General features: G+C 58.5%; 23 protein-coding genes. 10 read left to right on the top strand and 13 right to left on the bottom strand.

Going from position 1 to position 25,175, the window contains the following annotated elements; genetic code table 11:
* Positions 1–310: 310 nt before the first annotated feature.
* Complete coding sequence (locus ACLPGZ_RS09885) at positions 311–1,699, bottom strand: DUF6056 family protein (protein WP_371478566.1); 1,389 nt, start codon at positions 1,697–1,699, stop codon at positions 311–313.
* Between the two features lie 330 nt (positions 1,700–2,029).
* Here ACLPGZ_RS09885 and ACLPGZ_RS09890 point away from each other — a divergent pair, with 330 nt between their 5' ends.
* From ACLPGZ_RS09890 to ACLPGZ_RS09910, 5 genes are read left to right on the top strand one after another with little or no spacing between them, the layout of a single operon-like run.
* The gene (locus tag ACLPGZ_RS09890) at positions 2,030–2,917 is read left to right on the top strand and encodes a SphA family protein (RefSeq protein WP_035269964.1); all 888 of its coding nucleotides are present in this window, start codon (positions 2,030–2,032) and stop codon (positions 2,915–2,917) included.
* A 22-nt stretch (positions 2,918–2,939) separates the two neighbouring features.
* A complete protein-coding gene (locus tag ACLPGZ_RS09895) occupies positions 2,940–3,722 on the top strand; it encodes an SDR family oxidoreductase (RefSeq protein WP_226349105.1) in 783 nt (260 codons plus the stop codon).
* A 56-nt stretch (positions 3,723–3,778) separates the two neighbouring features.
* Positions 3,779–5,023: a styrene monooxygenase/indole monooxygenase family protein gene (locus ACLPGZ_RS09900; protein ID WP_009461224.1), complete on the top strand. Its 1,245-nt coding sequence runs from the start codon at positions 3,779–3,781 to the stop codon at positions 5,021–5,023.
* Positions 5,024–5,048: 25 nt separating this feature from the next.
* Positions 5,049–5,660: a flavin reductase family protein gene (locus ACLPGZ_RS09905; RefSeq protein ID WP_026483919.1), complete on the top strand. Its 612-nt coding sequence runs from the start codon at positions 5,049–5,051 to the stop codon at positions 5,658–5,660.
* A 1-nt stretch (position 5,661) separates the two neighbouring features.
* The gene (locus ACLPGZ_RS09910) at positions 5,662–7,254 is read left to right on the top strand and encodes a phytoene desaturase family protein (protein WP_115634718.1); all 1,593 of its coding nucleotides are present in this window, start codon (positions 5,662–5,664) and stop codon (positions 7,252–7,254) included.
* A 22-nt stretch (positions 7,255–7,276) separates the two neighbouring features.
* Here the strand turns inward: ACLPGZ_RS09910 and ACLPGZ_RS09915 are convergent, their stop codons facing one another.
* The gene (locus ACLPGZ_RS09915; protein ID WP_115634720.1) at positions 7,277–8,254 is read right to left on the bottom strand and encodes an AraC family transcriptional regulator; all 978 of its coding nucleotides are present in this window, start codon (positions 8,252–8,254) and stop codon (positions 7,277–7,279) included.
* Between the two features lie 161 nt (positions 8,255–8,415).
* Here ACLPGZ_RS09915 and ACLPGZ_RS09920 point away from each other — a divergent pair, with 161 nt between their 5' ends.
* Positions 8,416–9,033 (top strand): flavin reductase family protein, encoded by a 618-nt coding sequence (locus ACLPGZ_RS09920; RefSeq protein ID WP_035269337.1) that lies wholly within the window; start codon positions 8,416–8,418, stop codon positions 9,031–9,033.
* 332 nt (positions 9,034–9,365) lie between these two features.
* Here ACLPGZ_RS09920 and ACLPGZ_RS09925 read toward each other — a convergent pair whose 3' ends face one another.
* The gene (locus ACLPGZ_RS09925) at positions 9,366–10,145 is read right to left on the bottom strand and encodes an ABC transporter ATP-binding protein (protein WP_088451587.1); all 780 of its coding nucleotides are present in this window, start codon (positions 10,143–10,145) and stop codon (positions 9,366–9,368) included.
* Here ACLPGZ_RS09925 and ACLPGZ_RS09930 point away from each other — a divergent pair.
* A complete protein-coding gene (locus tag ACLPGZ_RS09930) occupies positions 10,144–10,323 on the top strand; it encodes a hypothetical protein (protein ID WP_021447139.1) in 180 nt (59 codons plus the stop codon). The genes ACLPGZ_RS09925 and ACLPGZ_RS09930 overlap by 2 nt on opposite strands.
* A gap of 83 nt (positions 10,324–10,406) precedes the next feature.
* Positions 10,407–10,967, top strand: coding sequence for an aspartate 1-decarboxylase (gene panD / locus ACLPGZ_RS09935; RefSeq protein WP_009461218.1), 561 nt, complete (start codon positions 10,407–10,409; stop codon positions 10,965–10,967).
* A 240-nt stretch (positions 10,968–11,207) separates the two neighbouring features.
* Here panD and ACLPGZ_RS09940 read toward each other — a convergent pair whose 3' ends face one another.
* From ACLPGZ_RS09940 to ACLPGZ_RS09975, 8 genes are all read right to left on the bottom strand, one after another.
* On the bottom strand, positions 11,208–13,745 hold the full coding sequence (locus ACLPGZ_RS09940; RefSeq protein WP_429641170.1) for a TonB-dependent siderophore receptor: 2,538 nt from the start codon (positions 13,743–13,745) through the stop codon (positions 11,208–11,210).
* Positions 13,746–14,001: 256 nt separating this feature from the next.
* Positions 14,002–15,009: a FecR domain-containing protein gene (locus ACLPGZ_RS09945; RefSeq protein WP_429641172.1), complete on the bottom strand. Its 1,008-nt coding sequence runs from the start codon at positions 15,007–15,009 to the stop codon at positions 14,002–14,004.
* 12 nt (positions 15,010–15,021) lie between these two features.
* Complete coding sequence (locus ACLPGZ_RS09950; RefSeq protein ID WP_009461214.1) at positions 15,022–15,582, bottom strand: sigma-70 family RNA polymerase sigma factor; 561 nt, start codon at positions 15,580–15,582, stop codon at positions 15,022–15,024.
* A gap of 142 nt (positions 15,583–15,724) precedes the next feature.
* Positions 15,725–16,729, bottom strand: coding sequence for an ABC transporter ATP-binding protein (locus ACLPGZ_RS09955; RefSeq protein WP_060186592.1), 1,005 nt, complete (start codon positions 16,727–16,729; stop codon positions 15,725–15,727).
* On the bottom strand, positions 16,726–17,700 hold the full coding sequence (locus ACLPGZ_RS09960; protein WP_083055176.1) for an ABC transporter ATP-binding protein: 975 nt from the start codon (positions 17,698–17,700) through the stop codon (positions 16,726–16,728). The genes ACLPGZ_RS09955 and ACLPGZ_RS09960 overlap by 4 nt, the downstream gene beginning before the upstream one ends.
* 3 nt (positions 17,701–17,703) lie before the next feature.
* Positions 17,704–18,618: an ABC transporter permease gene (locus ACLPGZ_RS09965; protein ID WP_009461211.1), complete on the bottom strand. Its 915-nt coding sequence runs from the start codon at positions 18,616–18,618 to the stop codon at positions 17,704–17,706.
* A 1-nt stretch (position 18,619) separates the two neighbouring features.
* On the bottom strand, positions 18,620–19,606 hold the full coding sequence (locus ACLPGZ_RS09970) for an ABC transporter permease (RefSeq protein WP_009461210.1): 987 nt from the start codon (positions 19,604–19,606) through the stop codon (positions 18,620–18,622).
* 155 nt (positions 19,607–19,761) lie between these two features.
* Positions 19,762–21,333, bottom strand: coding sequence for an ABC transporter substrate-binding protein (locus tag ACLPGZ_RS09975; protein WP_088451577.1), 1,572 nt, complete (start codon positions 21,331–21,333; stop codon positions 19,762–19,764).
* Positions 21,334–21,510: 177 nt separating this feature from the next.
* Here ACLPGZ_RS09975 and dinB point away from each other — a divergent pair, with 177 nt between their 5' ends.
* Positions 21,511–22,716 carry a DNA polymerase IV gene (gene dinB, locus ACLPGZ_RS09980; protein WP_081055435.1) on the top strand — a complete coding sequence of 402 codons (1,206 nt, stop codon included), beginning with the start codon at positions 21,511–21,513 and terminating at the stop codon, positions 22,714–22,716.
* A gap of 273 nt (positions 22,717–22,989) precedes the next feature.
* Positions 22,990–24,180 (top strand): acetylornithine transaminase, encoded by a 1,191-nt coding sequence (locus ACLPGZ_RS09985; RefSeq protein ID WP_009461207.1) that lies wholly within the window; start codon positions 22,990–22,992, stop codon positions 24,178–24,180.
* A gap of 116 nt (positions 24,181–24,296) precedes the next feature.
* Here ACLPGZ_RS09985 and ACLPGZ_RS09990 read toward each other — a convergent pair whose 3' ends face one another.
* Together ACLPGZ_RS09990 and ACLPGZ_RS09995 are read right to left on the bottom strand one after the other, a co-directional pair.
* Positions 24,297–24,623 carry a helix-turn-helix domain-containing protein gene (locus tag ACLPGZ_RS09990; protein WP_035269331.1) on the bottom strand — a complete coding sequence of 109 codons (327 nt, stop codon included), beginning with the start codon at positions 24,621–24,623 and terminating at the stop codon, positions 24,297–24,299.
* The gene (locus ACLPGZ_RS09995) at positions 24,607–24,870 is read right to left on the bottom strand and encodes a type II toxin-antitoxin system RelE family toxin (RefSeq protein WP_035269329.1); all 264 of its coding nucleotides are present in this window, start codon (positions 24,868–24,870) and stop codon (positions 24,607–24,609) included. The genes ACLPGZ_RS09990 and ACLPGZ_RS09995 overlap by 17 nt, the downstream gene beginning before the upstream one ends.
* Positions 24,871–25,175 lie beyond the last annotated feature (305 nt).

The raw sequence follows: 25,175 nt of genomic DNA on the forward strand, positions 1-25,175 counted from the left end.
CGGGTTGCTGCTGTAGTCATTGTGGACGCTTCTCCCTGTAAAACGCCGCTTCAGGCCCTGGGGGGTCTGGCAGGGCTGACCACTTGCCGGTGCTGCGCACCGGTACCCTGGTCGAGAGAGAGCTACGGGCGCATCCTGAACTCGCCGGGTACTTGGTCCCCCGGACCAAGTACAAGCGTCCGGCTCAAACAGCAGGATGCTTGCATCCCTACGCTCTCCCTTGCCTGCGGTAAGTAGTCTGACTCGCCCTGCCAGACCCCCCAGGGCCTGAATCGGCTTGCAGCGGAGGAAATGCACAAGTCCTCAAGCTTTAAGGCGTGGGCGGTGGTGCCCCCGTCTCCAGGTCATAGTACTGCTGGACGGCATATTCGTTGATCACCGCTTTGCTCCCGTAGTATCGGGCCATGGCTTTGGGGTCAAAGTGCATATCGAAGCGATCCCGCGAACGCAACGTGGGCAGGAAAAAATACTTGGGTAGTTTTACGTGATGACGCTGATGCTTGTGGGCATCGGCCAAGATAGCGCGTCGTACCTGATCCTGCTCCCAGGTGCCGTGATAGCTGCGCAGCATTAATCCGCTGGACACCAGCCATAGCGTGCCGCAGGCCCCCAAGGTTACTAACAGGTTGCGCTGCATAGGTATAGCGCGTTGCCCTTGCGCCAATAAATCATGTCCGTAAATAGACAAGGCCACCAGCAGATACATCAAGCCGCCATTCAAGGCTCGCTTGGGGATATTAGGTGCCAGAACCAGAATGGCATTGGCCAGAAGCGATGCGCCAATGAGCAGCCACATTGTTCGGCGTACAGATTCAGAGGACGCAGGCCCTATGGCAAAACGCCAAACCAGCATCACTAGAATCACCCCCCAGTACCGCAATAGGGCGTCCGGGAAACGACGACCAAAATGCTCCCCAATGCGCCATAAGAAAGGCTGGTCATACCAATGAGCAAAGACCTCTGCGCGTACTTGATTGCCCGGCGCCAGGACCAATACGGCGACTCCCAGCCCCATACAGAGCAACCAAACCAGATGCCATGAACCGAGCGAACCTGTGCGCTGAAAGTGCCTTAGGCCCAGATACGCCAGCAAACACCAGCTGATAATGCCGGTGTTTTCATTGGAACAACCGGCCAGCAGGCCCAGAAGGCAGAGCGCCAAGCCTGTGATCACAGAGGGCTTGCCCTTTTGCAAGTAGTAAATAAAGGCCAGCACAAAACCGAAGTTGAACAGATTGGGCCACAGGTAGTTGGCGGCGCCTACCAACCAGAATGTGGTTTGCCCCAGATGGGGGTTGACCAGCCAATACAAGGTGAACACCAGCAGCAGTAAAGACGGGCGCAAGGCTCGTCCGGCCAGTTGGGCCCCCAGAGCTGTCAGCACCGTGACCAGGCCAAACAGGGCCGCTGTATTCAGTGTGGCTTTCAGCCATCCCGGAGCCAGCGTGAGCATGGCGCTGGAGAGCGTATCCGAGACCAGACGACCGCTCCATTGCAGATAATGTTGCTTGATCGATGTCCATGCAATGCCTTTGTTGGCGTAATTGAAGTCGTCCGAGATCATGGGGGTGAGCCAATAAATGGCCCACGTAGCCATCAGGGCCAGCACCGCAAAAGTAATAAAGGCCCAGGCACCAAAACGGTGGCCGAGCAGGGGCTGGCTGAATCGGGATTCAGCAAAAGAGAGAGTTGGGCTCATCGAGATGAAGCGGCGTGTTTGTGGCCAGGTCCACGACGACGGTATTACACATCGCTCGCCGTCCTGGGTGTTCAGGCCCAGGTGATATTGATTATTTACTGGGCGGGAAGCGAGGAATTATCTCATATACCCGTTGAAACACAGCGTTTAACGGCCTTACTGATCGTCATCCTTTAAATCTAAACCAAATCGGGGTTTTCCCTGCTTTTGCGGCTTCTTGCGCTTATTGGCTAGGCGCTGCGCAAAGTGGATATACCGACAAAAAGAGCACTTCTACCATTGGCTCCATCGTCATACCTAAAAAACAAAAGGAGAACGGACGTGGGGGACATCAATAAAAAAATAGCAGCAGTGGTTCTGGGTGCAGGGGTATTGGGCGCCGGCCCGGCCTGTGCCATTGAGGGCAACGGCCTGCCTATTTATCCCGATGGTTTGGAAAACTTCATGAGTGGTGCCCTGCCGCCACCCGGAGTGCACTTGCTGATGTACGGCGGTGCCATGCGTTACGACTCGGTGCGTGACAAGAACGGCGACAAGTTGCCTATTCCTGACTTCAAGGTCGATGTGGCAATGGTTGCGCCGCGTCTGGTCTGGGTGACGGACCAGCAGGTGTTTGGCGGCCAATTGGCGTTCCACGCCCTGGCTCCCTTGCTGACCGTCAAGGCACAGGCCGCCGGTCAGTCCCAGCGCCGTAGCGGTCTGGGTGACGTGGTGTTTGGTCCGGCCTTGGGCTTTCACCCCAGCGAGAAGATGCACTACATCCTGGGAGTGGACTTTGTTGCCCCGACCGGCCGCTACAAAGTGACCGACAGCGCCAACCTGGGCCGCAACTACTGGGCCATTCAGCCCGCTGCTGCGTTCAGCTACATGCAGCCCAGCGGCATCAACCTGGATTTGAAGATGATGGTGGACTTCAACTTCCGCAACAGCGACACCGAAACGCGTACGGGTAAAGCCATTCACGCCGATTACGCCGTGGGTTGGGGTTTTGGCAATGGGCTGGTGCTGGGTGTGGGTGGTTACGCCTATCAACAGATTGAAAGCGACCGTGGCCCCATGGCCGGTGACAGCAAGGCTCGTGCCTTCGCCATTGGTCCCAGCCTGCGTTATGCCAATGACAAGGGTCTGCTGATTACGGCCAAGTACCAACAGGATCTGGGCGTACGTGGCCGTCCCGAAGGAAAACAATTTTTTGTAAAAGTAGCGGTTCCGTTCTAAGGGCCCGCGGCAGGAGAGCGACATGAAAGGACTGAAGGATAAGGTAGTCATCGTTACCGGCGGCGCAACGCGTGTAGGCGCAGGTGTGGTCGAGGTGCTGATGGGCTACGGCGCACGTGTGGCCGTGTTCGATATTGATGCCGCAGGTGGCCAGAAAGCCGTAGGCAACGATGCCGCCAAAGCCAAATTCTGGGAAGTGGACATTACCAGCGATGACAGCCTGAATGCCGCCATCGAGCAGGTGCAGGCGCATTTTGGCCGTGTGGATGGTCTGGTCAATCTGGCCTGTTCCTATCTGGATGAAGGCATGGCGTCCAGCCGTGCTGACTGGCTCAAGGCTCTGGACATCAACCTGGTTAGCGCCGTGCAGGCGGCCAAGGCGGTGCGTCCCTTGTTGCCGCGTGGTGGTTCCATCGTCAACTTCACGTCGATCTCCTCCTCGATTGCTCAAACCGGGCGCTGGTTGTACCCGGTCTCCAAGGCTGCCTTGTTGCAACTGACACGCAGCATGGCGCTGGACTTTGCTCCAGACGGTATCCGCGTGAACTCGGTCTCGCCCGGCTGGATCTGGTCGCGCGTGATGGACGAGCTGACGGGCGGTGACCGTGCCAAGACCGACCGCGTGGCCTCGGCATTTCACATGCTGGGCCGCGTGGGCGATCCCCAGGAAGTGGGCGAAGTCGTGTCCTTCCTGCTCTCGGATTCCGCCAGTTTCGTGACCGGTGCCGATTACTCCGTGGATGGCGGCTACTCGGCCATGGGACCCGAGCAAGGTGTACCCGCCATTCCCAAATTGGCTGAATAAGAAAAACCAGGACGCCGCCGCAGTGGCGTCCTTAGCTCCCTCAGAAGGAAAAAATCATGCGTAAAGTTGCTATTGTGGGCGCTGGCCAGGCTGGCATGCCCGTTGCATTCGGTCTTTTGGCCAAGGGCTACGACGTAGCCGTTTTCACCAACCGCAGCCCCGACGATGTTCGTGGTGGCCGCGTGATGTCCAGCCAGTGCATGTTTGCCGAGGCGCTGGACGTAGAGCGCCGCCTGGGCCTGAATTTTTGGGACGACGAATGCCCGCCTGTACAAGGCATTGGCTTTGCTCTGCCCAACCCTGAACAGCCTGACACCAAAGCCGTGGACTGGAGCGGCCGTCTGGATCGTGAAGCCCAGGCAACTGACCAGCGCGTAAAAATGCCTTACTGGCTGGAGCTGTTCGAGCAGCGTGGCGGCAAGCTGATCATGGAAGATGTGGGCGTGGCCGAACTGGAGCGCATCACCCAGGAGTACGACCTGACCATGCTGGCTGCCGGTAAAGGCGAAGTGGTCAAGCTGTTCGAGCGTGACGATCAGCGTTCCATGTACGACAAGCCTCAGCGCGCCCTGGCCCTGACCTATGTACATGGTCTGGAGCCTACGCCTGAATACTCGCGCGTGTCTTTTAACTTCATCCCCGGTGTGGGCGAATACTTTGTGTTCCCCTCGCTGACCCTGTCCGGTCCCTGCGACATCATGGTGTTCGAAGGTGTGCCCGGTGGCCCACTGGATCGTTTCCGCGATGCCAAGACGCCCGAAGCTCATTTGGAGCAAAGCGTTTCTTTCCTGCGCGAATTCCTGCCTTGGGAAGGCGACCGAGCCCGTAATGTGGAACTGACCGACGCCCAAGGTTACCTGTCCGGTGCCTTCCCTCCCACAGTTCGCAAACCTGTGCTGACGCTGCCTTCGGGCCGCATGGTGCTGGGTCTGGGTGATGCCGTTGTCGTGAACGACCCCATTACCGGCCAAGGTTCCAACAACGCCGCCAAAGCCGCCCAAGTGTATCTGGACAGCATCTTGCAACGTGGTGAAGGCGCGTTTGACCGTAACTGGATGCAGGAAACGTTCGAGCGTTACTGGGATTACGCCAATCTGGTGGTGCGCTGGACCAACTCCATGTTGAAGCCACCAACCGACTCTTCTTTTGCCTTGTTGACCTCGGCTCAGCAATCGCCCGCCTTGGCTCATTTCCTGGCCAACAGTTTCAACCACCCACCGGTTCTGTTCCCGGCCTGGGAAGATCTGAGTGCCGCTCAGGCATTGATCGAGAAGACTCGCAGCCAATCTGTGGCTGCCTGATAGATAGTATTCAAGGAGACGTATCATGACCCCCACCGCAACGCTGCAAGACTCCCCGTCCCAAACCGCTGCCCAGCGGCAGGCCGTGTCTGCCCAAGCGTTGGCAGCCGCTGACGCCAAACCCACACCGTCCAATCTGAATGTGGTCGATAGCCGTGCGTTTCGCCAGGCACTGGGCCATTTTCCAACGGGTGTGGCCATTGTCACGACTCGTTGTCCCGATGGCCGGGCGGTGGGTCTGACCATCAACTCCTTTACGTCCCTGTCGCTGGAGCCGCCCCTGGTGATGTGGAGCCTGGTGAATCACTCGCCCAGCCTGGAAATTTTCGAGAAGTGCAGCCACTTTGCGATCAACGTGATCAGCCAGGAACAAGTGCCCGTGGCCCTGGGGTTTGCCAACTCCCAGGTCAAGGACAAGTTTGCCCTGGTCTCGCATGTGGATGGTGAAGAAGGCGTGCCTTTGCTGGACGACTGTGTGGCGACCTTTGTGTGCGAGAACTACCGTCAGCACGAGGGTGGTGACCATACCTTGTTTATTGGCCGTGTGGTGCGCCACACCACGCTGACCGAACACGAGCCTGCGGTGTTTCACCGTGGCCGTTTCGCCAACCTGACCACGCCTAGCGGAGACCGTTGAAATGAGTGATGCGCACAGCGCTGATGTAGTCATTGTCGGCAGCGGGATGAACTCCCTGACCTGTGCCGCCTTGTTGGCCCAACGCGGCTTGTCGGTGACAGTGCTGGAGCGCAATGCGGTGGCCGGGGGCTGCATCCGTACGCAAGAGCTGTTCCCCGGTTTTACCCATGATGTGCTGTCCAGTTGGTATCCCTTGTTCATGGGCGGTGCATCCTATGCCACTTTGGCTGAACCCTTGGCCAAAGCCGGTCTGGAGTTTGTCAAAGGCGAATACAGCACGGGTCTGGCCATTCCTGGTGGCCCGTCGCTGGCCTTGCGTCAGGATATGGACGACACCGTACGTCGCTTCAATGACTTGATGCCGGGTGAAGGCGATGCCTTGGGTGCCATGGCGGCTCGCATGTTTGGCCCGGATGCCGGTTTGGTATTTGGCTTGCTGGGCGGTGAGCCTTACCGTTGGCCCATGGCCAAACTGGCCTTTGGTGCCTGGCGCGAACGGGGTCTGGATGGCTTGATGTCCTTTGGGTCGCAAGCGCTGGAAAGCTTCCGGCGCTGGGCCATGCGCGATCTGCGCAGCGATCTGGCCCGCGCCATGATTGCGCCCTGGGTATTGCATAGCGGCCTGGGCCCGGATGAAGCCAGCTCGGCCCTGATCGGCAAGCTGACGTTCAGTGCTGTGGTCAGTGGCGGTATGCCTGTCGTCAAAGGCGGCAGTTATCAGATTGTGAAAGCCTTTACCCGCATTATTGAAGAAGCAGGTGGGGCGGTACTGACCAATTCCCATGTGGATCGCGTGCTGGTGGAAGGCAATAAAGCCACCGGCGTGTGTGTGGGTACGCAGCGCTATCTGGCCCGCCGTGCGGTGGTCTGCAATGTGACGCCCGGTCAGCTGTACGGCGACTTGTTGCCGGAAGTAGAACCCGAGCTGTTGAAGTCCGCCCAGGATTATCACTATGGTCGGGGCGGCATGCAGATACACTTTGCCTTGAATTCCCCGCCCGACTGGCTTGACCCGGAACTGCGCCATGTCCCTATGGTGCATGTGACGGAAAGCATGGAGCAGGTGTGCTCTTCGGTGGTGACGGCCAGCAATGGCTATCTGCCTGCCAAACCGACCTTGGCCGTGGGCCAGCCGGTGGCGGTGGATGTGACTCGTGCACCGGAAGGGCACTGGATTCTATGGGTACAAATGCAGGAGCTGCCGCGTCACATCAAAGGTGATGAGGCGGGCGAGATTCCTGTGCCAGCGGATGGACGCTGGAACGAAGCCGTGCGCGAGGCGATGGCCGATCGCGTTCAGGCCCGTCTGGAAACCGTCATGCCTGGCCTGGCTGCCAAGATTATCGGGCGTCGTAGTGTCAGCCCGGCGGATCTGGAAGCCTTGAACATGAATCTGGTGGGGGGCGATCCGTATAGCGGGGTGTGCTCACCGGATCAGTTCTTTTTCATGCGTCCTTTTGCAGGACACAAGAACGCGCGCAGTGGCACCACGCCCTGGCGCAATCTGCATCAAATTGGTGCGTCGGTGCATCCAGGCCCTGGCTTGGGTGGTCAATCCGGCTATCTGGCAGCCCAGCGTATCTTGAAGGGGTGAGAGGACGGGTGAGGCGGTCAGCTTAGTGCTGGCCGCCGCGCACTCGTTGCAGGGTCTCGCTAGGCGTTTCGCCAAAGCGGCTGCGGTATTCGGCGCTGAAACGGCCCTGGTGTGCAAAGCCCCAGCGCATGGCCAGGTCGGCCAGCGTCAGGTGAGGTTCGTTGGAATGGATCAGTTCGTGGCGCAGACGGTCCAGACGAACCTGACGCAGGTACTGCATGGGGCTGACGCCGTAGTGGTCTCGGAAGGCTTGCTGCAAGGTGCGGGAGCTCACGCCCGCAATGGTACTGAGCTCGTCTACCGTGACCGGCAAATGAGCCTGCTCATGCAAATGGCTGGCTACTTTCTTCAAATGGCGCGGCAGGATGCGAGTGGGGTTCAGGGCCTGAATCTGAGTCGGCGGGTGCAGATCCAGCAAGGTTGTCACCGCCAATTGCTCCAGCTGGTTGATAATCAACGGCGAGCGGCGAATGTCTTCGTAGTTGCGTGCACAGTCCAGCACGTAGCGCAGCATGATTTGCCAGGAAGGCTGGGTGTGCGCCTCCAGGCGTACCGGAAACAGCAAACCTTGCGGGCCTACGTCCAGGCCCATGCCACGGGCGGCCTGTTCCACCAGATTGCGGTCTATCTTGAGCATTAATTGCTCATTATTGGCGTGCCAGATCATGTCCACGTCCTCGTTGGGATTGAGGATCGTGGCGGCGTAGGGACTGGAGTCCACGGTTTGGCCACCGCAGCGAATTTTGGCGGTGCCGTATTGGGGCATCTGGACCAGGTAGAAACCGGCCAGGTGATCAGGTTGTATGTGTACGTCGGCGCCATAGCCCAGGCGGCTCAAGGCGACCTGACCAAACTGGGCGTGACGCAGCCGGGTTTGCAGGGTCTGATCGGCACGTAGCTGCTTGAGCTGGTGCGACTTGAACATATCGCTGACAGATTTGCGCACGTGTTCCAGGTCAGCAGAAGCTACACGTGCCCAGTGATCGGGCTTATTTTCCATGTTTCATGTGCCTAGATGGTTCTGAAAGGCAGGAAGGATACGTAAAACCTTGAGTTTCAACGGTTTGCAGCGGCTTTATTTTAGTTGTAAAGTATATCAGTGGGCCACCGGGATTTCCCGCAGTCCCGTTTAGTTTGTTGTGTTTATTAACAGAGAGAACCGTGCAGAAAGACTTTCACTTCTACGAACCCACACAAGGCCATGGACTGCGCCACGACCCGATCAGTTCTATTGTGGGTCCCCGTGTCATCGGCTGGATTGGCACCAAAAGCAAGGAAGGTGTGCTGAACCTGGCTCCATACAGCTTCTGCAACGTGTTCAACTATCGCCCGCCTGTGATCGCTTTTTCCAGCGTGGGCTACAAAGACAGCGTGCGCAACGCAATTGAAACCGGCGTCTTTACCTGGAACCTGGCTACCCGTGATCTGGCCGAACCCATGAACATGACCAGCCTGGAACAAGATGTGCGCGAGTTTGAAGTCGCGGGCCTGACGCCTGTGGATTCCCGCCTGATTGATGCCCCCCGCGTGGGCGAGAGCCATGCCTCGCTGGAGTGCAAGGTGACGACGCACTTTCAGCTGAAAGACTCGGAAGGCAAGGATCTGAACACCTGGATGGTGCTGGGCGAAGTGGTCGGTGTGCATGTGTCGCCCAACAGCATCGTGGACGGCATTTACCGCACTGCGATCCCACGTCCGATTTTGCGTGGTGGTGGTCCTGGCGATTACTTTGAGATTACGGACCTGGCCTTGTTTGATATGCCACGTCCCAAGTCCTGATAGCAGGGCTGTAGTCAGAAGCTGCTGGTTGGCGGCTTCATTAGGATGGTTGCAAATGCATAACGGCGCCGCAAGGCGCCGTTTGTTTTATGTCTGCTCAGAGTGTGGCCGAAGCCTTTGGGCTGTTTTACCTGCTGATATACATTCGGCTGTCTGGCGTTCTGGCGGCCCGGCGATCCGGCTTTTCGATGTTTCCGTCGTGTCGCAGCCTGGCAGGCGTAGCGAACCTGCTGCTTCGTGATTGCTCGGTGATGGGTCGATCCGACCGACCCAAGGGGCAGATAGCCAGTCACAGACCTGTCAATCCGTATTGCGCGCCGTAGGCGGGCATCTTAGCTCTTGGACGAACCGCCCGCTGCCAGGAATTGTGCCAGACGAGGGCTGCGTGGCGACACCAGCACTTCTTCTGGCGGGCCTTCTTCCTCGATTTGACCTTCGTGCAGATACACCACCTTGCTGGAGACGTTGCGCGCAAAGCTCATTTCGTGCGTAACCACCACCATCGTGCGCCCTTCTTCGGCCAAATTCTGCATAACGCGCAGGACTTCGCCCACACGCTCGGGGTCCAGTGCCGAGGTTGGCTCGTCAAACAGCATCACTTCAGGTTCCAGCGCCAGCGCCCGGGCAATTGCCACGCGCTGCTGCTGGCCGCCCGACAAGAAGGCCGGGTATTGTTTGGCCAGATCGCGCGACAGGCCTACCTTGTCCAGATACAGCTCCGCTTTGGCAATGGCCTGCGCCTTGTCCATGCCCTGTACATGAATGGGCGTGGCGGTAATGTTTTCCAGCACCGTCATGTGGGACCACAGATTGAAGTGCTGGAACACCATGGCCAGGCTGGTGCGCAGGCGCTTGAGCTGTTGTTTATCTACCGCAACCAGTTCGTCCGTTTTGGGGTCCAGACGGGTTTTCAGTTCCTCGCCCTTGATGACGATACGGCCGGAATTGGGCGTTTCCAGAAAGTTGATGCAACGCAGAAACGTACTTTTGCCCGAACCACTGGACCCGATCAGGCTGATGACATCGCCCGGCTCCGCGCTGAGAGAGACTCCCTTGAGGACCTCCAGGGAACCATAGCGTTTGTGAATATTCTCGATGAGCAGGTTGGGCATGGAAAACGGTATCGTATTGAAAATAAAAAAGACCGGCGCGACGCGGCAGAGGGGATTACAGCACAGACTGGCCGTCAGGCAAATCATTGATGCTGTGGTTTTCCCGTACAAATCTGTGGGTCTAAACGGATTTGCGCGCATTTCTGGGTTTATGATGCAGTCTTTCCCGCAGCCCTGATCGGGCTAAGGGCGCAGCGAAAGCCGCGTTTTAGCCAAGCTTAGGTGTCCGTTACAGGGGACCTGTTTCTAGAGAGTGTTGTCATGAAAAAAGTGGTCCGTGCCAAGCTGCATGGTATCAAGGTGACCGGTGCCGACTTGAACTATCACGGCTCGATCACACTGGATCCTGAAATCTGCGAACAAGCGGGCATTTTACCCATGGAGTTTGTGGAAATCTGGAATAAGGACAGTGGCGCCCGTATTTCTACCTACGTGATCTTCGGTGAACCCGGCTCGCGCTGTGTGGTCCTGAACGGCGCGGCGGCCCGTACCTGTCAAAAGGGCGACACCGTCATCATCTGCGCAACCGAATACGTGATGAACTCCGAAGACCTGTATTCCCTGCGCCCTACCGTGCTGACCTTCACGCCGGAAAACGAAGTGGATGAAGTCATGCACTACGAAGTGGCCAAGACCGCCCAGCGCGATTACGACTTCCGCGTGGTACGCGACGACCGCCCTCGCGGTGCAGAGCGCCCACTGGCCCGTGTTGACGTGGACGCCCTGTCCGCCGACCTGCGCTCCCGTGGCCTGGATGATCGTGCCATTGCCGACATCCTGTCCTGCCACCTGGCCGATTTCGCACCTGCGAACCAGAACTGATTGAATGTCACCGGGCCGCATCAGGCCCGCTGATGGCTTTATTAAAAAACGCGGTGTTCACTGCCTCTGGCAGCAAACACAGCGTTTTTTTATTCAGTCAGTTTGTGGCCGAATTATATCTGGTACACAGGCCTGAGTATGGCATTGAGCACAGCGCCATGGTGCACAGGGCGCCGTCAGACTACAAGGTACCCAGAGCACTGCAATCAGAGCGCTTGAGCATCTTGTTCACGTTCAGCCTCAATACTGGGCGCGCAGCGTCAGCATCACGTTGCGTGGGTCGCCGTAGTAGTTGTAGGCGCGTTCGTGGGCAATATAACGGTAGTACTTCTTGTCGAACACGTTGTTCAGGTTGAGGGTGGCTGAAACCTTGGGCGTGAAGTCGTAGCGCACCATCAGATCAGCCACGGCGTAAGGATTTTGCTCGATACGGATCGTGCCGGCCGTGTTCTCGTACAGGAATTTGGTCTGCCACGTGAAGCCACCCCCCACTGTCCACTGGCGCAACGAGCCTGGCAGGCGGTAAGAGGTAAAGAGCTTGAACATATGTTCTGGCGTGCGCGTGTTGAAGGGCTTGCCCTGGTTGGCCGCATCTTTCACGTACTTGGTGGTGTTGTAGGTATAGCCAGCCGTCAGATTCCAGCCTGGGGCCAGTTCACCTGTCAACTCCGCCTCAATCCCTTCGCTGCGCACTTTGCCTGAGGCAATCGAGCAGTAGTCGCTGGTGGTGTAGGGGCACGGTTTGGGGCCGTCCAGATCGGTCTGGGCGCGGTTGGTTTCTTCGATACGGAAGGCCGCCAGCGAAGCCTGCACGCGGCCATCCTGGAATTCACCCTTGATACCCGCCTCGTAGTTGGCACCCACGATGGGCTTGAGCAAGGAGCCGTTGCGATCGATGGCGTTTTGCGGACGGAACACGTCGGTATAGCTGGCGTACAGCGAGTAGTTATCGTTCAGATCGAATATCAGACCGGCGTACGGTGTGAACTCGCCACTGACCTTGTAGCTCGAGGAGGCCGTGTTGGCGCCGGTGAGCAGATTGGTGCTGTCGCTGCTGTAGTCCCACCAGCTCCAACGACCACCCACGATCAAGGTGAGCGGATCGGCAAGGCTTAGACGAGCAGCAGTATAGATGCCCGACTGCTTGGTGGTGGTGGCGGTGCGCGATTCATAGGGTCCAATATTGGGCGGAGGCAGCGAGGTGGGGTCCCAGTTAAAGACATCGGGCCGGATGCTGGCGTATTCACGCAGCGGCACCTGGTCGGTTTCGGTGGGATTGCGGCGCATGTTCGCACCTACTACCAGCTCATGTTTGCGGCCCAGCAAGGAGAATGGGCCCGAGGCGTACAGGTCCACGCTGGTCTGGGTGCGGTTCAGGCTGCTGGCTCGTGCGTAGTTCAGGAGTGGGCCTTGGTGCGTGTTGCGGTCCACGCCCGCGCCCGAGGCGGACAGAAACACCGTGTCTACGTCGTAGTGCTGGCGGTTGGCCGACAGCTTGGTCTGCCAGCCGTTGTCCATCTCCCAGGTCAGGTCGCCGAACACGGTGGTGCTGCGGGTGGCCCGGTGGTTCCAGTCGGCACCCAGGTAAGTGCTGCGTGGCAGTTCGAGATCGCCGCCGTCGTCAAAGAAGACGACGCCAGTGCCGTTGGGCGTACCCTTGGTGCGCTGATGATCCACCCCCACGGTGGCCGTGATCGAGGGAGTGAAGTCGTATTGCAAGACGCCATACAGCACTTCCTTGCGTTCCTTGACGTGATCCACGAAGGAGTCGCGGTCGTCGTGCACGGCCACCACCCGCCCGCGCAGATCACCGCTGTGGTTGAGCGGACTGGAGACGTCGGCTTCCACACGGTAGCTGTTCCACGATCCCACCATCGCGCTGCCGCTGGCGGCAAATTCACGGGTGGGTTGCTTGCGCACCAGATTGAGCGTGCCGCCCGGGTTGCCGGCCCCCTGCAACAGACCCGCCGCGCCGCGTACCACTTCCACGCGATCGTAGATGGCCATGTCGGCGGCCGCTTCCGAGCCGCCTGCGCCCAGCGAGACAGGCACGCCGTCAAGCTGTGCCGTATCCAGCGAGAAGCCGCGGATCTGATAAGTCGTGCCCAGCACTTCGCCTTCTTGTACCTTGACGCCGGTGGCCTGCTTGAGTGCGTCATTAAGCGTGAGCAAACCCTGGTCGTCGAGCCGCTGGCGCGTGATCACGCTGACCGACTGCGGGGTTTCACGTGCAGTCAGGTTCATGCGCGTGGCCGAGCTTGCCGATGCGTTGGTGTAGCTGCCTGTGCCTTCGGTTCTGGGATCGAGTCGTCCCCGTACGGTTACGGTGCTCAGCTGGGTGACGTCACCGGCAGGTGCCTCTGGGACTTGGCGCAGATGGTAGCTGCCATCCGAGCTGGCAACAGCAGTCAGGCCAGTACCGGCCAACAGTGCATCCAGCGCGGCCTGGGGCGAAAACGTGCCGGAAACGCCTGGGCTGTTTCTGTCCCTGGCCAGCTCACCGGCTCCAGCGACCAGTACGCCGGATGCGCTTGCAAAGCGAGCCAGCGCTGTGCTCAAGGGGCCCGCTGGAATGCTGTAGCTTTGTTGTTTGGCAGACGCACTGTTGATGGTTTGGGCGTGGGCTTGAGGATGCCAGCTTGCCAGGCTCAATGCACCGCTGGCCAGGGCAAGTTGCAGCACGCAGGCCAAGGGGCTTAGTTTGAAACCGGGTCGGAAAAAGTGCATGGCACCAAAAGAGTTCGCCCCTTGGGCGACAGGCTGGGAATAGCCGGGCATGATGAATTCTGCTCCTTGGAAGCGGTGTAGTCGGCGAGAGCGAGCCGGTTTGCATGTGTCCTGGTCAGATTCTGGTTTTGTGCCAGGAGACGGGTAAAACGATGCCCTCATCAGGTATATCGAACACGCCAAGGAAAAGCGGAACTCGGAAAAGTGGAAATAGCCGGTTTGAAGCATTGGCCGCTTGAATAGGCCCGTAAACCGGCTTGTCATGCACGGCGGCTGATGCCCGTGAATGTGTGTGTCTGAATCAAGGTCAGTGCTCGGCAAGTTCAATGCTGACCCACCAGGGCAGGGTTCGTTTGATGCGAATGGGCAGCACCCCTTCCAGCATTCTCAAGGCCCGGTCCGGATCGGTGGAGGGATAGCTGCCAATCACAGGCAGCTGGGCCGCCTCGGGTGAAACGCTAAGGTGGCCGCCGCGATAGCGCTGCAATTCGCGCACGACCTCGATCAAGGGTGTGTTGTCGGTGACGAGGATGCCTTTGGTCCAGCTTTGTCGCTCGGGCAGGACAGCAGTGGTAGCCGCAATCGCGGTACGCGAAAGCTGTGTCTGCTGACCGGCATGGATAATGTGCTGCTGGCGCTTGTTTGCCGTGTCCACCTGTACCGCGCCTTGATACACCGCCAGAAAAGTCTCCTGACCGTCCAGTCGCACCGTAAAGCGTGTCCCCAAGGCACGCAGCAAGCCTTGACGGGTTTCGACCAGAAAGGGCCGTGCAGGATCGGCCGCTGTATCGATCAGAATTTCACCCTGAACCAGGGAGAGCAGCCGTTGATTGCCTCGGTAGTCGTGGTTCATTGCAGTGTCGGAGCTGAGCCAAACGGTAGAGCCATCGGGCAAAGTCAGTTGGTGGACTTCACCACGGGCGGTACGATGCTCGGCTGACCAGGCCATTACTGTGCCGGGCAAGGACGTATGCTGCCAAGCCAGCCAACTGCCCAAACTGCTGCCTGCCAGTGTGCCCAGGCCCAGCAGCAATTGGCGGCGGCGTCCCATTCGTCGGTTGGCCAGGCAATAGCTTTGGACGGCAGCCTGGCGGCTGTCGCTGCTTTGTATCGGTTCAAAGCGGCCACTGATGCGCTCTACATACTGCCAGGCCTTGCGATGCTCGGCCTGAGCGGCCAGCCAGCCTTGCCAGCTTTGTCGGTCCTGGGCCGAGGCCTCGTCCGAGCGCAGCAGTGCAAACCATTCGGCGGCCTGCTCCAGCGCGTCAAATGAAGGCTCCAGCGTATCGTCGGGATGCAGTTCGGAGGTGCTCATGGGGGCGGGTAATCAGCGTGGCTCGGGCAGGCTGGAGGCCTGATGCACGGGCATGTCAGAGGCGGTATGGCGGGCTTCCAGCTTCAGGCAGCACAGCATGGCCTGGCTAAGGTATCGGTGCACCATGCGTGTGGACACGCCCAGCGCCTCTGCAATTTCCCGGTTGCTCATGCCGTCGGCCATGGCCATGAAAAAGGCATTGCCCACTTTGGCGGGCAGGGTGCGCAACATGCTGTCTATCTCTTGCAGGGCTTCCAGCACCAGGGCCTGGTGTTCGGCAGAAGGAACCAGGGCGGCCGGGCGGTTGGCCAGCTCTTCCAGCCAGGCTTGTTCAATCTGACGGCGTCGCCATAAGTCCACGCACATGCCATTGGCCATGAGCCGCAAATACACACGGGCTTCGGGCTCGCTGCCGAATTGACGGGGTTTCTGTAGCAGTCGGACAAAAACGTCTTGGGCCAGATCGGCCGCATCGAAGGAATTACCTAGCCTGCGTCGTAGCCAGCTATGCAACCAGCCGTGGTAATTCCGGTAGAGCGATTCCGTGTCGGGTGAGAAGGCGGCATTGTGCATGATGCGTTCCAGTGGTGCCTGCTCGACCAGAAAAATGGTAGAGAATCGGGCAATGAGAACTGAGAATAATTCTCAATTATCAGAAAAAACCGCCCATTCGGCAAGTTGCCGTGGGCGGTTTTACTGTTGGCATCGCAAGCGATCAGGCCTGATCGCGCCCTTCTTCTACAGCATGACAAGCCACTTCGTGCTGCCCGGTTTGCAGCAAAGCCGGGGCTTCGCGGCGGCAGCGATCATTGGCCAGCGGGCAGCGTGGATGGAAGGTACAGCCCGATGGCGGGTTCAGTGGATTAGGCACTTCACCGGCGACCGGGATGCGGCTTTTGCCCGCTCCGCTCATGTCAGGAATGGCTCCCAGCAACATGCGCGTGTAGGGGTGGCGAGGCTGCGCGAACAAATCGTCGCGTGGCGCAATTTCCACAATCCGGCCCAAATACATGACGCCAACCCGGTCGGCCACGTGATGCACCACGGCCAGGTTGTGTGAGATGAACAGATAGGTCAGCCCCAGTTCGCGCTGCAAATCCTTCATCAGGTTCAGGACCTGTGCCTGCACCGACACGTCCAGCGCCGAGGTGGGCTCGTCACAGACGATGAACTCGGGTTGCAGAGCCAGAGCACGGGCAATGGAAATACGCTGGCGTTGGCCGCCGGAGAACTGGTGCGGGTAGCGCTGGGCGTCGCTGGGGTTCAGGCCCACTTGCGTCAGCAGCTCAGCCACTTTGGCGTCTTGCTGGGCGCGGCTCATGTCCGTGTGGGTGACCAGTGGTTCGGCAATGATGCGGCCCACGCGCCAGCGAGGATTCAGGCTGGCATAGGGGTCCTGGAAAATCATCTGACGGCGTTTGCGCATGGCCTTCTGGCTGGCCTTGTCCATGGTTTGCAGGGACTGGCCATCAAACAGAATCTCGCCACGTGTCAGCGAATACAGGCCGGTCAGCAGACGGGCCACGGTGGATTTCCCGCAGCCGGACTCACCCACCAGCGCCAGGGTTTCACCCTTGTTCAGGGTGAAGCTGACACCGTCTACTGCGCGCAGATTTACCTTTGGTTTGCGGTAGACCAGGCGTTCCAGCAAGGGCGGGGACACATCAAACCAGCAGGCAGCGTCCTTGACCTGGACCAGGGCTTGTTTAGGGGCGCTCATGCGGACTCCTGTGCATGCAGCCAACAGGCCGCCTGTGTTTGTGGGGGAACAGGCAACAGCTCGGGGCGTTCGACCAGGCAGCGATCAAAGCGACGATCACAACGCGGATTGAAGGCACAGCCGGGCGGAATAGCGTTCAGGCGCGGCATGCTGCCGGGGATTTGCTCCAGACGCTCCAGCCCCGCGTGCAGATTGGGAATGGAACGCATCAAGCCACGGGTATAAGGGTGGCTGGGTTTCTGGATTACATCCTGTACAGGGCCGATCTCGATAATGCGACCGGCGTACATCACGGCCACGCGGTCGGCGGTTTCCGCAATCACCCCCATATCGTGGGTAATCAGCATGACCGAGGTGCCTTGCGAGCGACAGAGCTTTTTCAGCAGGTCGATAATCTGCGCCTGAATTGACACGTCCAGTGCAGTAGTAGGTTCGTCTGCCACGATCAGCTTGGGCTCGGCCGCCAGGGCCAGCGCAATCACCACCCGTTGGCGCATGCCGCCGGAGAACTGGTGCGGATAGTGGTCGATACGCTCGCGCGCTGCCGGAATGCCGGTAGCTTCCAGCAATTCGATGGCGCGTTCCTGTGCCTGTTTCCAGGACAGAGGCAGGTGCGTGACGATGGTTTCAGCCAGTTGATGACCCACGGTATAGAGTGGGTTCAGCGAGGTCAGCGGGTCCTGGAAAATCGCGCCAATCTTGCGGCCACGAATCTTGCGCATCTGGTCCTGGTTCAGATTGTCGATGCGCTCGCCTTCCAGCAGAATCTGGCCGCCGCTGATGCGACCGGGGGCATCGAGCAAGCCAATAATGGAGGAACCCGTCAGGGATTTGCCGGCACCGGACTCCCCCACCACACCCAGCACTTCGCCGGGGGCGATGGAAAAGGACACATGATCCAGGGCTTGGAGCACACCACGCCGGGTCGGGAATTCGACACACAGGTCTTGGACAGTTAAGAGTGCAGTCATGGCTTAGCTCAATTTGGGGTTCAGGGCGTCACGCAACCAGTCGCCCAGGAGGTTGACCGACAGCACCAGCAGCACCAGCATCAGGCCAGGGAAAATCGTGATCCACCATTCGCCCGAGAACAGGAAGTCGTTACCGATCCGGATCAGGGTGCCCAGAGAAGGCGAGGTGGCCGGAACGCCGACGCCCAGAAAGGACAGCGTGGCTTCGGTGATGATGGCGGTGGCCAGATGCACGGTGGCCAGCACCAGCACGGGGCCCATCACATTGGGCAGCACATGGCTGAACATGATGCGCGGGGAGGACACGCCAATCACGCGGGCAGCCTGTACGTATTCACGGTTTTTCTCCACCAGCGTGGAGCCACGCACGGTACGGGCATATTGCGGCCAACCGGCCAGCGCAATCGCCCCGATCAGCACCGGGAAGGCGACTACATCGTGCATGTTCAAGGGGAACACGGCACGGGCCACCCCGTCGATCAGCAAGGCAATCAGGATGGCCGGGAAGGACAGCTGCACATCGGCCACACGCATGATGAAGGCATCCACACGGCCACCGGAGTAACCGGCCAGCAGGCCCAGCACAATGCCGACCACCATGGACAAGGCTACCGAGGCCAGACCGATCAGCAAGGAGGTGCGCGTCCCGTACAACAGGGCCGAATACAGGTCACGGCCCTGGCTGTCTGTTCCCAACCAGTATTGGGGCGAACCGTTTTCCGACCAGGCCGGGGCCAGCAAGGCATCCATCAGATCGATGGAGGTCAGATCGAAGGGATCGTAAGGAGCCACCCAGCGGGCACCCAGCGCGCCGATAAACAGCAGCAAGGCCATGATGGTGGCCGCAATGGCCACGGGGGAATGACGCCAGGACCAGACCAGATCGCTATCCCAGGCGGTTTTCAATTTAGCGAACATATTAGTGCCCCTTGGCGCCCGACAATTGGGTGCGCAGACGTGGATCGACCAGGAAGTACAGCAGGTCTACCAGCAGGTTGATCACAACAAATACCAGGGCAATCAGACAGAGATAGGCCGCCATCACGGGGATGTCGGCAAATTGCACGGCCTGGATAAACAGCAGACCCATGCCCGGCCATTGGAAAACGGTTTCCGTCACGATGGCAAAGGCGATGATGCCGCCCAGTTGCAGCCCCGTGATGGTGATAACCGGCACCATGGTGTTTTTCAGAGCGTGACCAAAGTGGATGGCGCGTTGCGACAGGCCACGGGCACGAGCAAATTTGATGTAGTCGGCGCGCAGTACTTCCAGCATCTCGGAGCGCACCAGACGCAGGATCAGCGTGAGCTGGAACAAACAGAGCGTGATGGCGGGCAGGATCAAATGCTTGATCCCGTCCCAGCTAAGCAGGCCGGTACTCCACCAGCCAAACTTCAGGACTTCGCCCCGGCCATAACTGGGCAGCCAGCCCAATTGCACGGAGAAGATCAGGATCAGCAAGATACCGATCAGGAAGGTGGGCAGTGATATGCCCAGCAATGAAAAGGCCAGAATGCTTTGCGCCATGAAACCATTACGCTTCAAGGCGGTGTACACGCCCAGTGGCAGGCCTATCAGCAAGGCCAGTATGGCGGCCACCACGGAGAGTTCTACGGTGGCAGGCAGGCGGTCTTTGAGCAGGGTGGAAACCGGTTGGGCTTGCCGCAGGGACAGGCCAAATTCGCCTTGTACGGCCTGGGACACAAAGCGTCCGAATTGCACGGGGGCGGGTTGGTCCAGCCCCAGGCTGGCACGCAGTTCCACGCGATCTTGTTCGGTGGCGTCCTGTCCCAGCATGATGGTGACCGGGTCACCGATGTAGCGGAACAGCACAAAAGCCAGAAGGCTGACCGTCAGCATCACCAGAACAGCCTGGATCAGACGGCGAATAATAAATACCAGCATAGGCGGTCTCCTGGTAGAGCGCGAGGATCACTCGCGACCAGTGTCGTCCTTAATGTGTAGAAAGGGCCCGGCAAGGGGGCTGGTGTAGAAACGGATGACTACAGCGTAATGGGAACCAGCCCCGCACGGAGGCGGGGCTGGGGTATGAAAACAACTTAGTCGATGGTGGTCCATTGGGCCAGCATGCGGTTGTCCGCACGATGTACCACGTTGACCTTCTTGGCCATGGCCCAAGGAATGATCTGGTCATGCAGGGGAATGTGGCCTACTTCCTTGGCATGAATTTCCAGAACCTTGTGGATGGCGGCATCGCGCTTGGCGGTGTCGGTTTCGGTCTTGATCTGGTCGATCAAGGCGTCCACTTCGGCGTTTTCGTAGCCACCAAAGTTAAAGGAGCCGTCAGCGCCCTCGCCCTTGCTGTGCATCAGGCTTTGCAGGGTGTACAGCGCATCAAAGGTCGGCACGCCCCAGCCAAACATGTAGGCGCTGGAGTCAAAGCTTTGTACCTTGGGGAAGTAGGTGGCGCGTGGCATGGCGTTCAGGTTGGCTTTCACGCCGACCTTGGCCCACATGCCCACGATGGCCTGGCAGATGGCTTCATCGTTGATGTAGCGATCATTCGGGCAATCCAGGGTGAAGGTCAGGGAATTGTCGTAACCGGCTTCTTTCAGCAGTTCCTTGGCACGATCCTGGCTGTAAGGCAGGCGCTGGGCCAATTCCTTGGTGTAGCCGTGAACCTGAGGGGCCACCATGGTGCCGGTGGGGGCGGAAGAACCGCGCATCACGGCTTTCTTGATGGCTTCAATGTCGATGGCCACATACAGGGCTTCACGCACACGTTGATCAGCAAAGGGGTTCTTGCCCTTGATGCTGCTGTACTTCAGTTCCGGATTCTTTTGGTCCAGACCCAGGTAGATGGTGCGGTACTCGTTGCCTTCCACAATTTTGGTTTGCTGGCGCAGACGCTGCAAGTCCTGCGCAGGCGGGTCCAGAACCAGGTCTACTTCGCCCGACAGCAAGGCGGCGGTACGGGTGGCGTTCTGCTTGATGGGTACGTAGATCACTTCGGTGACGTTACCCACCTTGTTGCCCTTGTTCCACCATTCTTCGTTTTCGACAAAGACGGTGCGCACGTCCACTTCACGCGACTTCAGCTTGTAAGGGCCAGTGCCGTTGGTGTTGCGAGCCGAGAAGGTTTCTTCGTTCTTGTTGAAGTCCTGGGGCTGGGTGACATTGTTCTTTTCCGACCAGGCCTTGTTCATGATGAACACACTGGTCAATTGGCGCAGCAGAACCGGGTTGGGCGCGGCAGTGATGATGTCCACCGTCTTGTCGTCCACTTTTTCAGCCTTGACGATGCCGTTCACGTAGGCCTTGAAGTTGGACGTAGGGGCCATGGCGCGCTGAATGGAGAACACCACGTCATCGGCGGTAAAGGGAGCGCCATCGTGGAATTTCACCCCTTCGCGCAGCGTAAAGCGCCACACAGTAGGTTCGCGCTGTTCCCAGGCCGTGGCCAGGCTGGGCACAATCTGGAAATCCTTGTCGTAGTCCACCAGCGCCTCATAGACATACATGCTGCCTGTGATCGTGAGGTTTTCGTTCTGTGCGTGTGGGTCCAGCGTCATGAAGTCGCCCTGGCTGGACCAGGTAAGCGTTTTGCTGTGGCCCACCAAGGGCAGGGCGACCAGAGCTGCCAGCGCAGCAGCCAATACTGTTTTTTTCATGAAAACCTCCTGTTGGGGTGCTTGGTGTCGCTGATAGAGAGGCTGCATAGTAACCGGGCGCTTGCTGCCGATTCAATACGTAGTTTCAGCCTGCTGTCAGCTTAATGATGTTTAGTGATTTATATCATCCCGGCGCTTATTCAGTGGCTCTCGGTGCACCGCAGACTTGTCGCTATAATGGTGTACATATATACAGTTAACGGGCTGATCAAGGTGGCGGCACAAGAAGAAAAACCTCTGGAGCGGCGTATCGCTCATGTGGATATGGATGCGTTTTATGCCTCGGTGGAGCTGTTGCGCTACCCGCATTTGCGCGGCAGTCCCGTGGTGATTGGCGGGCGCAGTGCTGATGCGCCCAGGCAATTGCCCGATGGCAGCTGGCAACATGCCCGTCTGGCCGATTATGTTGGGCGCGGGGTGGCCACGACTTCGACCTATGAAGCGCGTCAGCTGGGTGTGTTCTCGGCCATGGGTTTAATGAAGGCGGCCCAACTGGCCCCTGATGCCATCTTGCTGCCTGCCGATTTTCAAGCTTACCGCCATTATTCGCGCTTGTTTAAACAGGCCGTGGCCACGGTCTCGGACCATATCGAGGATCGGGGTATCGACGAGATCTATGTAGACCTTAGCCATAAAACCGAAGACAGCCACGAACTGGCCGAGCAGATTCGACAAGCCGTGAACCAGGCCACCGGCCTGACCTGTTCGGTAGGCATTACGCCCAACAAGCTGCTCTCCAAAATTGCCTCAGAACTGAACAAGCCCAATGGGGCCTGCGTGTTGACCATGGACGATGTGCCTACCCGCATCTGGCCGCTGGCCGTGGGCAAGATCAATGGCATTGGTCCCAAGTCGGTCGTGAAACTGACGGAAATGGGCATACAGAAGATCGGGGAACTGGCCGCCACACCTGCAGAAAAATTGCAGGAACATTTTGGCCTGCGCTACGCGCAATGGCTGATGGCCGTGGCCCAAGGCCAGGACGAGCGCCCCTTATCCACCGACCGCACGCCTAAATCCATCAGTCGTGAAACCACCTTCGAGCGTGATCTGCACGTGCGCATGGATCGGTCCCGCCTGTCTGCCGTGCTGGAGTCCCTGTGTGAAAAGCTGGAGCAGGATTTACGCAAATCCGCCATGTGCGCCCAAACCATAGGCATCAAGCTGAAGTTCGAGGACTTCAAAACCGTGACGCGCGACCTGTCACTGCCCGCGCCGGTGCTGGCGGCAGATGCCATTCTGGCCGCCGCCCGCCAGAATCTGAAGCGCGCCGTGCTGGACAGACGCTTGCGTTTGCTGGGTGTGAAAGCCAGCGCTCTGCTGCCCATCAGTGAAATGCCGCAGGAGCAGCCTCGTCAACTGGATCTGGACGGTTTGTTTTAGGCAGGCAGATCTTTGGAAGGCTGCTTGGATGACAGGTTTTATACAAGCGCGTCCCGGCGACTCCCACCCCGATACCGTGCAAAGATTTCAGGCTTAAAACGCTTTGGCGCCTGCCAGGGCGCGGATGTGTACCAGAAAAGGGACAATCCACGGCCAGATGACCATTGTCCCAGGCATAAGCGTCCTGCCGGGGGTGTGCTGCGTTAGAATTAATTGTCCAGCCGCCGGGCTGGTTTATTTTTTCTTCTTTCATTTTCATCAAGGTTTGCCGTTATGGAATTCGATCGGGCCGGTGTACGTGCATTAATGGAAATTACCCAGCGTCCGGAGTTGGTCTTTGTGCGAGGAGAAGGTTCCTGGCTGCAAGATCACAACGGCAAGCGATACCTGGACACCGTCCAGGGCTGGGCCGTGAACGCGCTGGGCCACAGCCCTGCCAACGTGATCAAGGCGATCACCGAACAAGCGTCCAAATTGATCAACCCCTCGCCTGCGTTCTACAACGAGCCCTCTATCGAGCTGGCCAAACGCATCGTGGAACACTCCTGCTTTGATCGCGTGTTCTTTGCCAACAGTGGTGGCGAAGCCAACGAAGGCGCCATCAAGCTGGCGCGCAAATGGGGTCAGATCAACAAGAACAACGCTTACAAGATCATTTCTTTTGAGCACTCTTTCCATGGCCGTACCCTGGCCACCATGTCCCTGTCCGGCAAGCCCGGCTGGGATCGCATGTTTGCTCCACAGGTCGACGGCTTTCCTAAAGCCAAACTGAACGATCTGGAATCCGTGCGCGCGCTGATCGACGATCAAACCGTGGGCATCATGCTCGAACCCGTACAGGGCGAGGCCGGTGTTATTCCTGCGACCGTGGAATTCATGAAGGGTCTGCGCGCTCTGGCCGACGAGCACAAATTGCTGCTGATCGTGGACGAAGTGCAAACCGGCATGGGCCGTACCGGCACCATGTTTGCCTACGAACACTCGGGCATCCGTCCTGACATCATGACCTTGGGTAAAGGCATTGGTGGTGGCGTGCCTTTGTCGGCACTATGCGCCCGCGAAGAAGTGTCCTGCTTCCAGCCAGGCGACCAGGGCGGTACCTACAACGGTAACCCCCTGATGACCGCTGCTGGCGTAGCCGTGTTCGACGAACTGGCTGCTCCTGGCTTCCTGGAGTCGGTCAACGCCCGCGCCAAGCAGCTGTCCGAAGGCCTGCTGGCCATCAGCGCCAAGTGGGGCATGAACGGTGAGCGTGGCGAAGGCCTGCTGCGTGCTCTGATCCTGGATCAGGACGACGGCCCGGAAATCGTGGCTGCTGCCCGCGACCGTGCTCCAGAAGGCATGTTGCTGAACTCGCCACGTCCTAACCTGCTGCGTTTCATGCCAGCTCTGAACATCACGGCCGACGAAATCGACCTGATGTTGGCCTGGCTGGACGAAATCCTGGTCAAGGTTCGCGGCTAAGCGGTCAGCTTGCTGTAAAGAAATCCGCCTTCGGGCGGATTTTTTTTGGTCTTTGGATTTTTGTAGCCCTGCGGGTCTGGCGGCTTGGAGGGGACCTGCAAGCTGCCGTTCCTGGCTTAGAAGTCGAGTTGCTCAGGTGTAATCCCAAGCGCAGCTGCAATGCGCTCCAGGCTGCTTTTTCGCAGTCGTTCGCTGCTTTCCTGCTGTGCATAGGCAGATTGGCTGATACCCAGACGAGTGGCCAGCTCTGCCTGTGTCAGCCCAAGGTGTTCACGCCATGCCCGAACCGGCGTTGCACCGTCGATCGTGCTGCTGACGACGGCGTGGGGGATCAGCCCGCCGTCTTGGGTCTGGCTGGCGATGTAGTCTTCGTAGGGAATCACGACAAAAGCGGGATTGCCGTCCGGGCCATTGATGATCTGAATATTAGTACGTGCGTTCATCGCGCTTTCTCACTTCCTGGATGTCGATAATTCTTATCTCTACGTCCCAATCAAACAGGACGCGATAGTTTCCGATGCGCAGGCGATAGCCATACTGGTGATTCGTCAGCGCTTTGATGTTCTGCGATCCGGAGCAATTGGGCATGTCAGCCAAGTTGCCGACACCGTCGCGGATAGCGCCCTGGTGTTGCCTGTCGATCTTGCGCAGTTGTTTGGCGGCTTTGGGTGTCCAGAATATCGAGTTCATGGACAAAATATAAGTTAATTATAAGTTAAGTTCCTTGATATAAGTTTTGGAAAATTGTGCGGAGGACGGCAAAAAACATTTGTGACCCCTGTTCTTGCACTCCCACGACTAACTTGAAACGCGCATGAAATATCACAAATGCCATCGTTGGCAGTATTTAGTTTATTTTCAAAAATAATATAAATATCAATAACTTGAGGTAATTTCATCCAGCAGTTAGCCAGCATAAGTAAATGATTGTTCTGTTGTGGTGTCAGGAGAATGGAGTCGATGTAATAGAAGCTTCCAAGATTTGCCTGCAAGCG

This window comes from Alcaligenes sp. Me129, from assembly GCF_050487245.1.
Taxonomy (GTDB): Bacteria; Pseudomonadota; Gammaproteobacteria; order Burkholderiales; family Burkholderiaceae_B; genus Alcaligenes; species Alcaligenes phenolicus.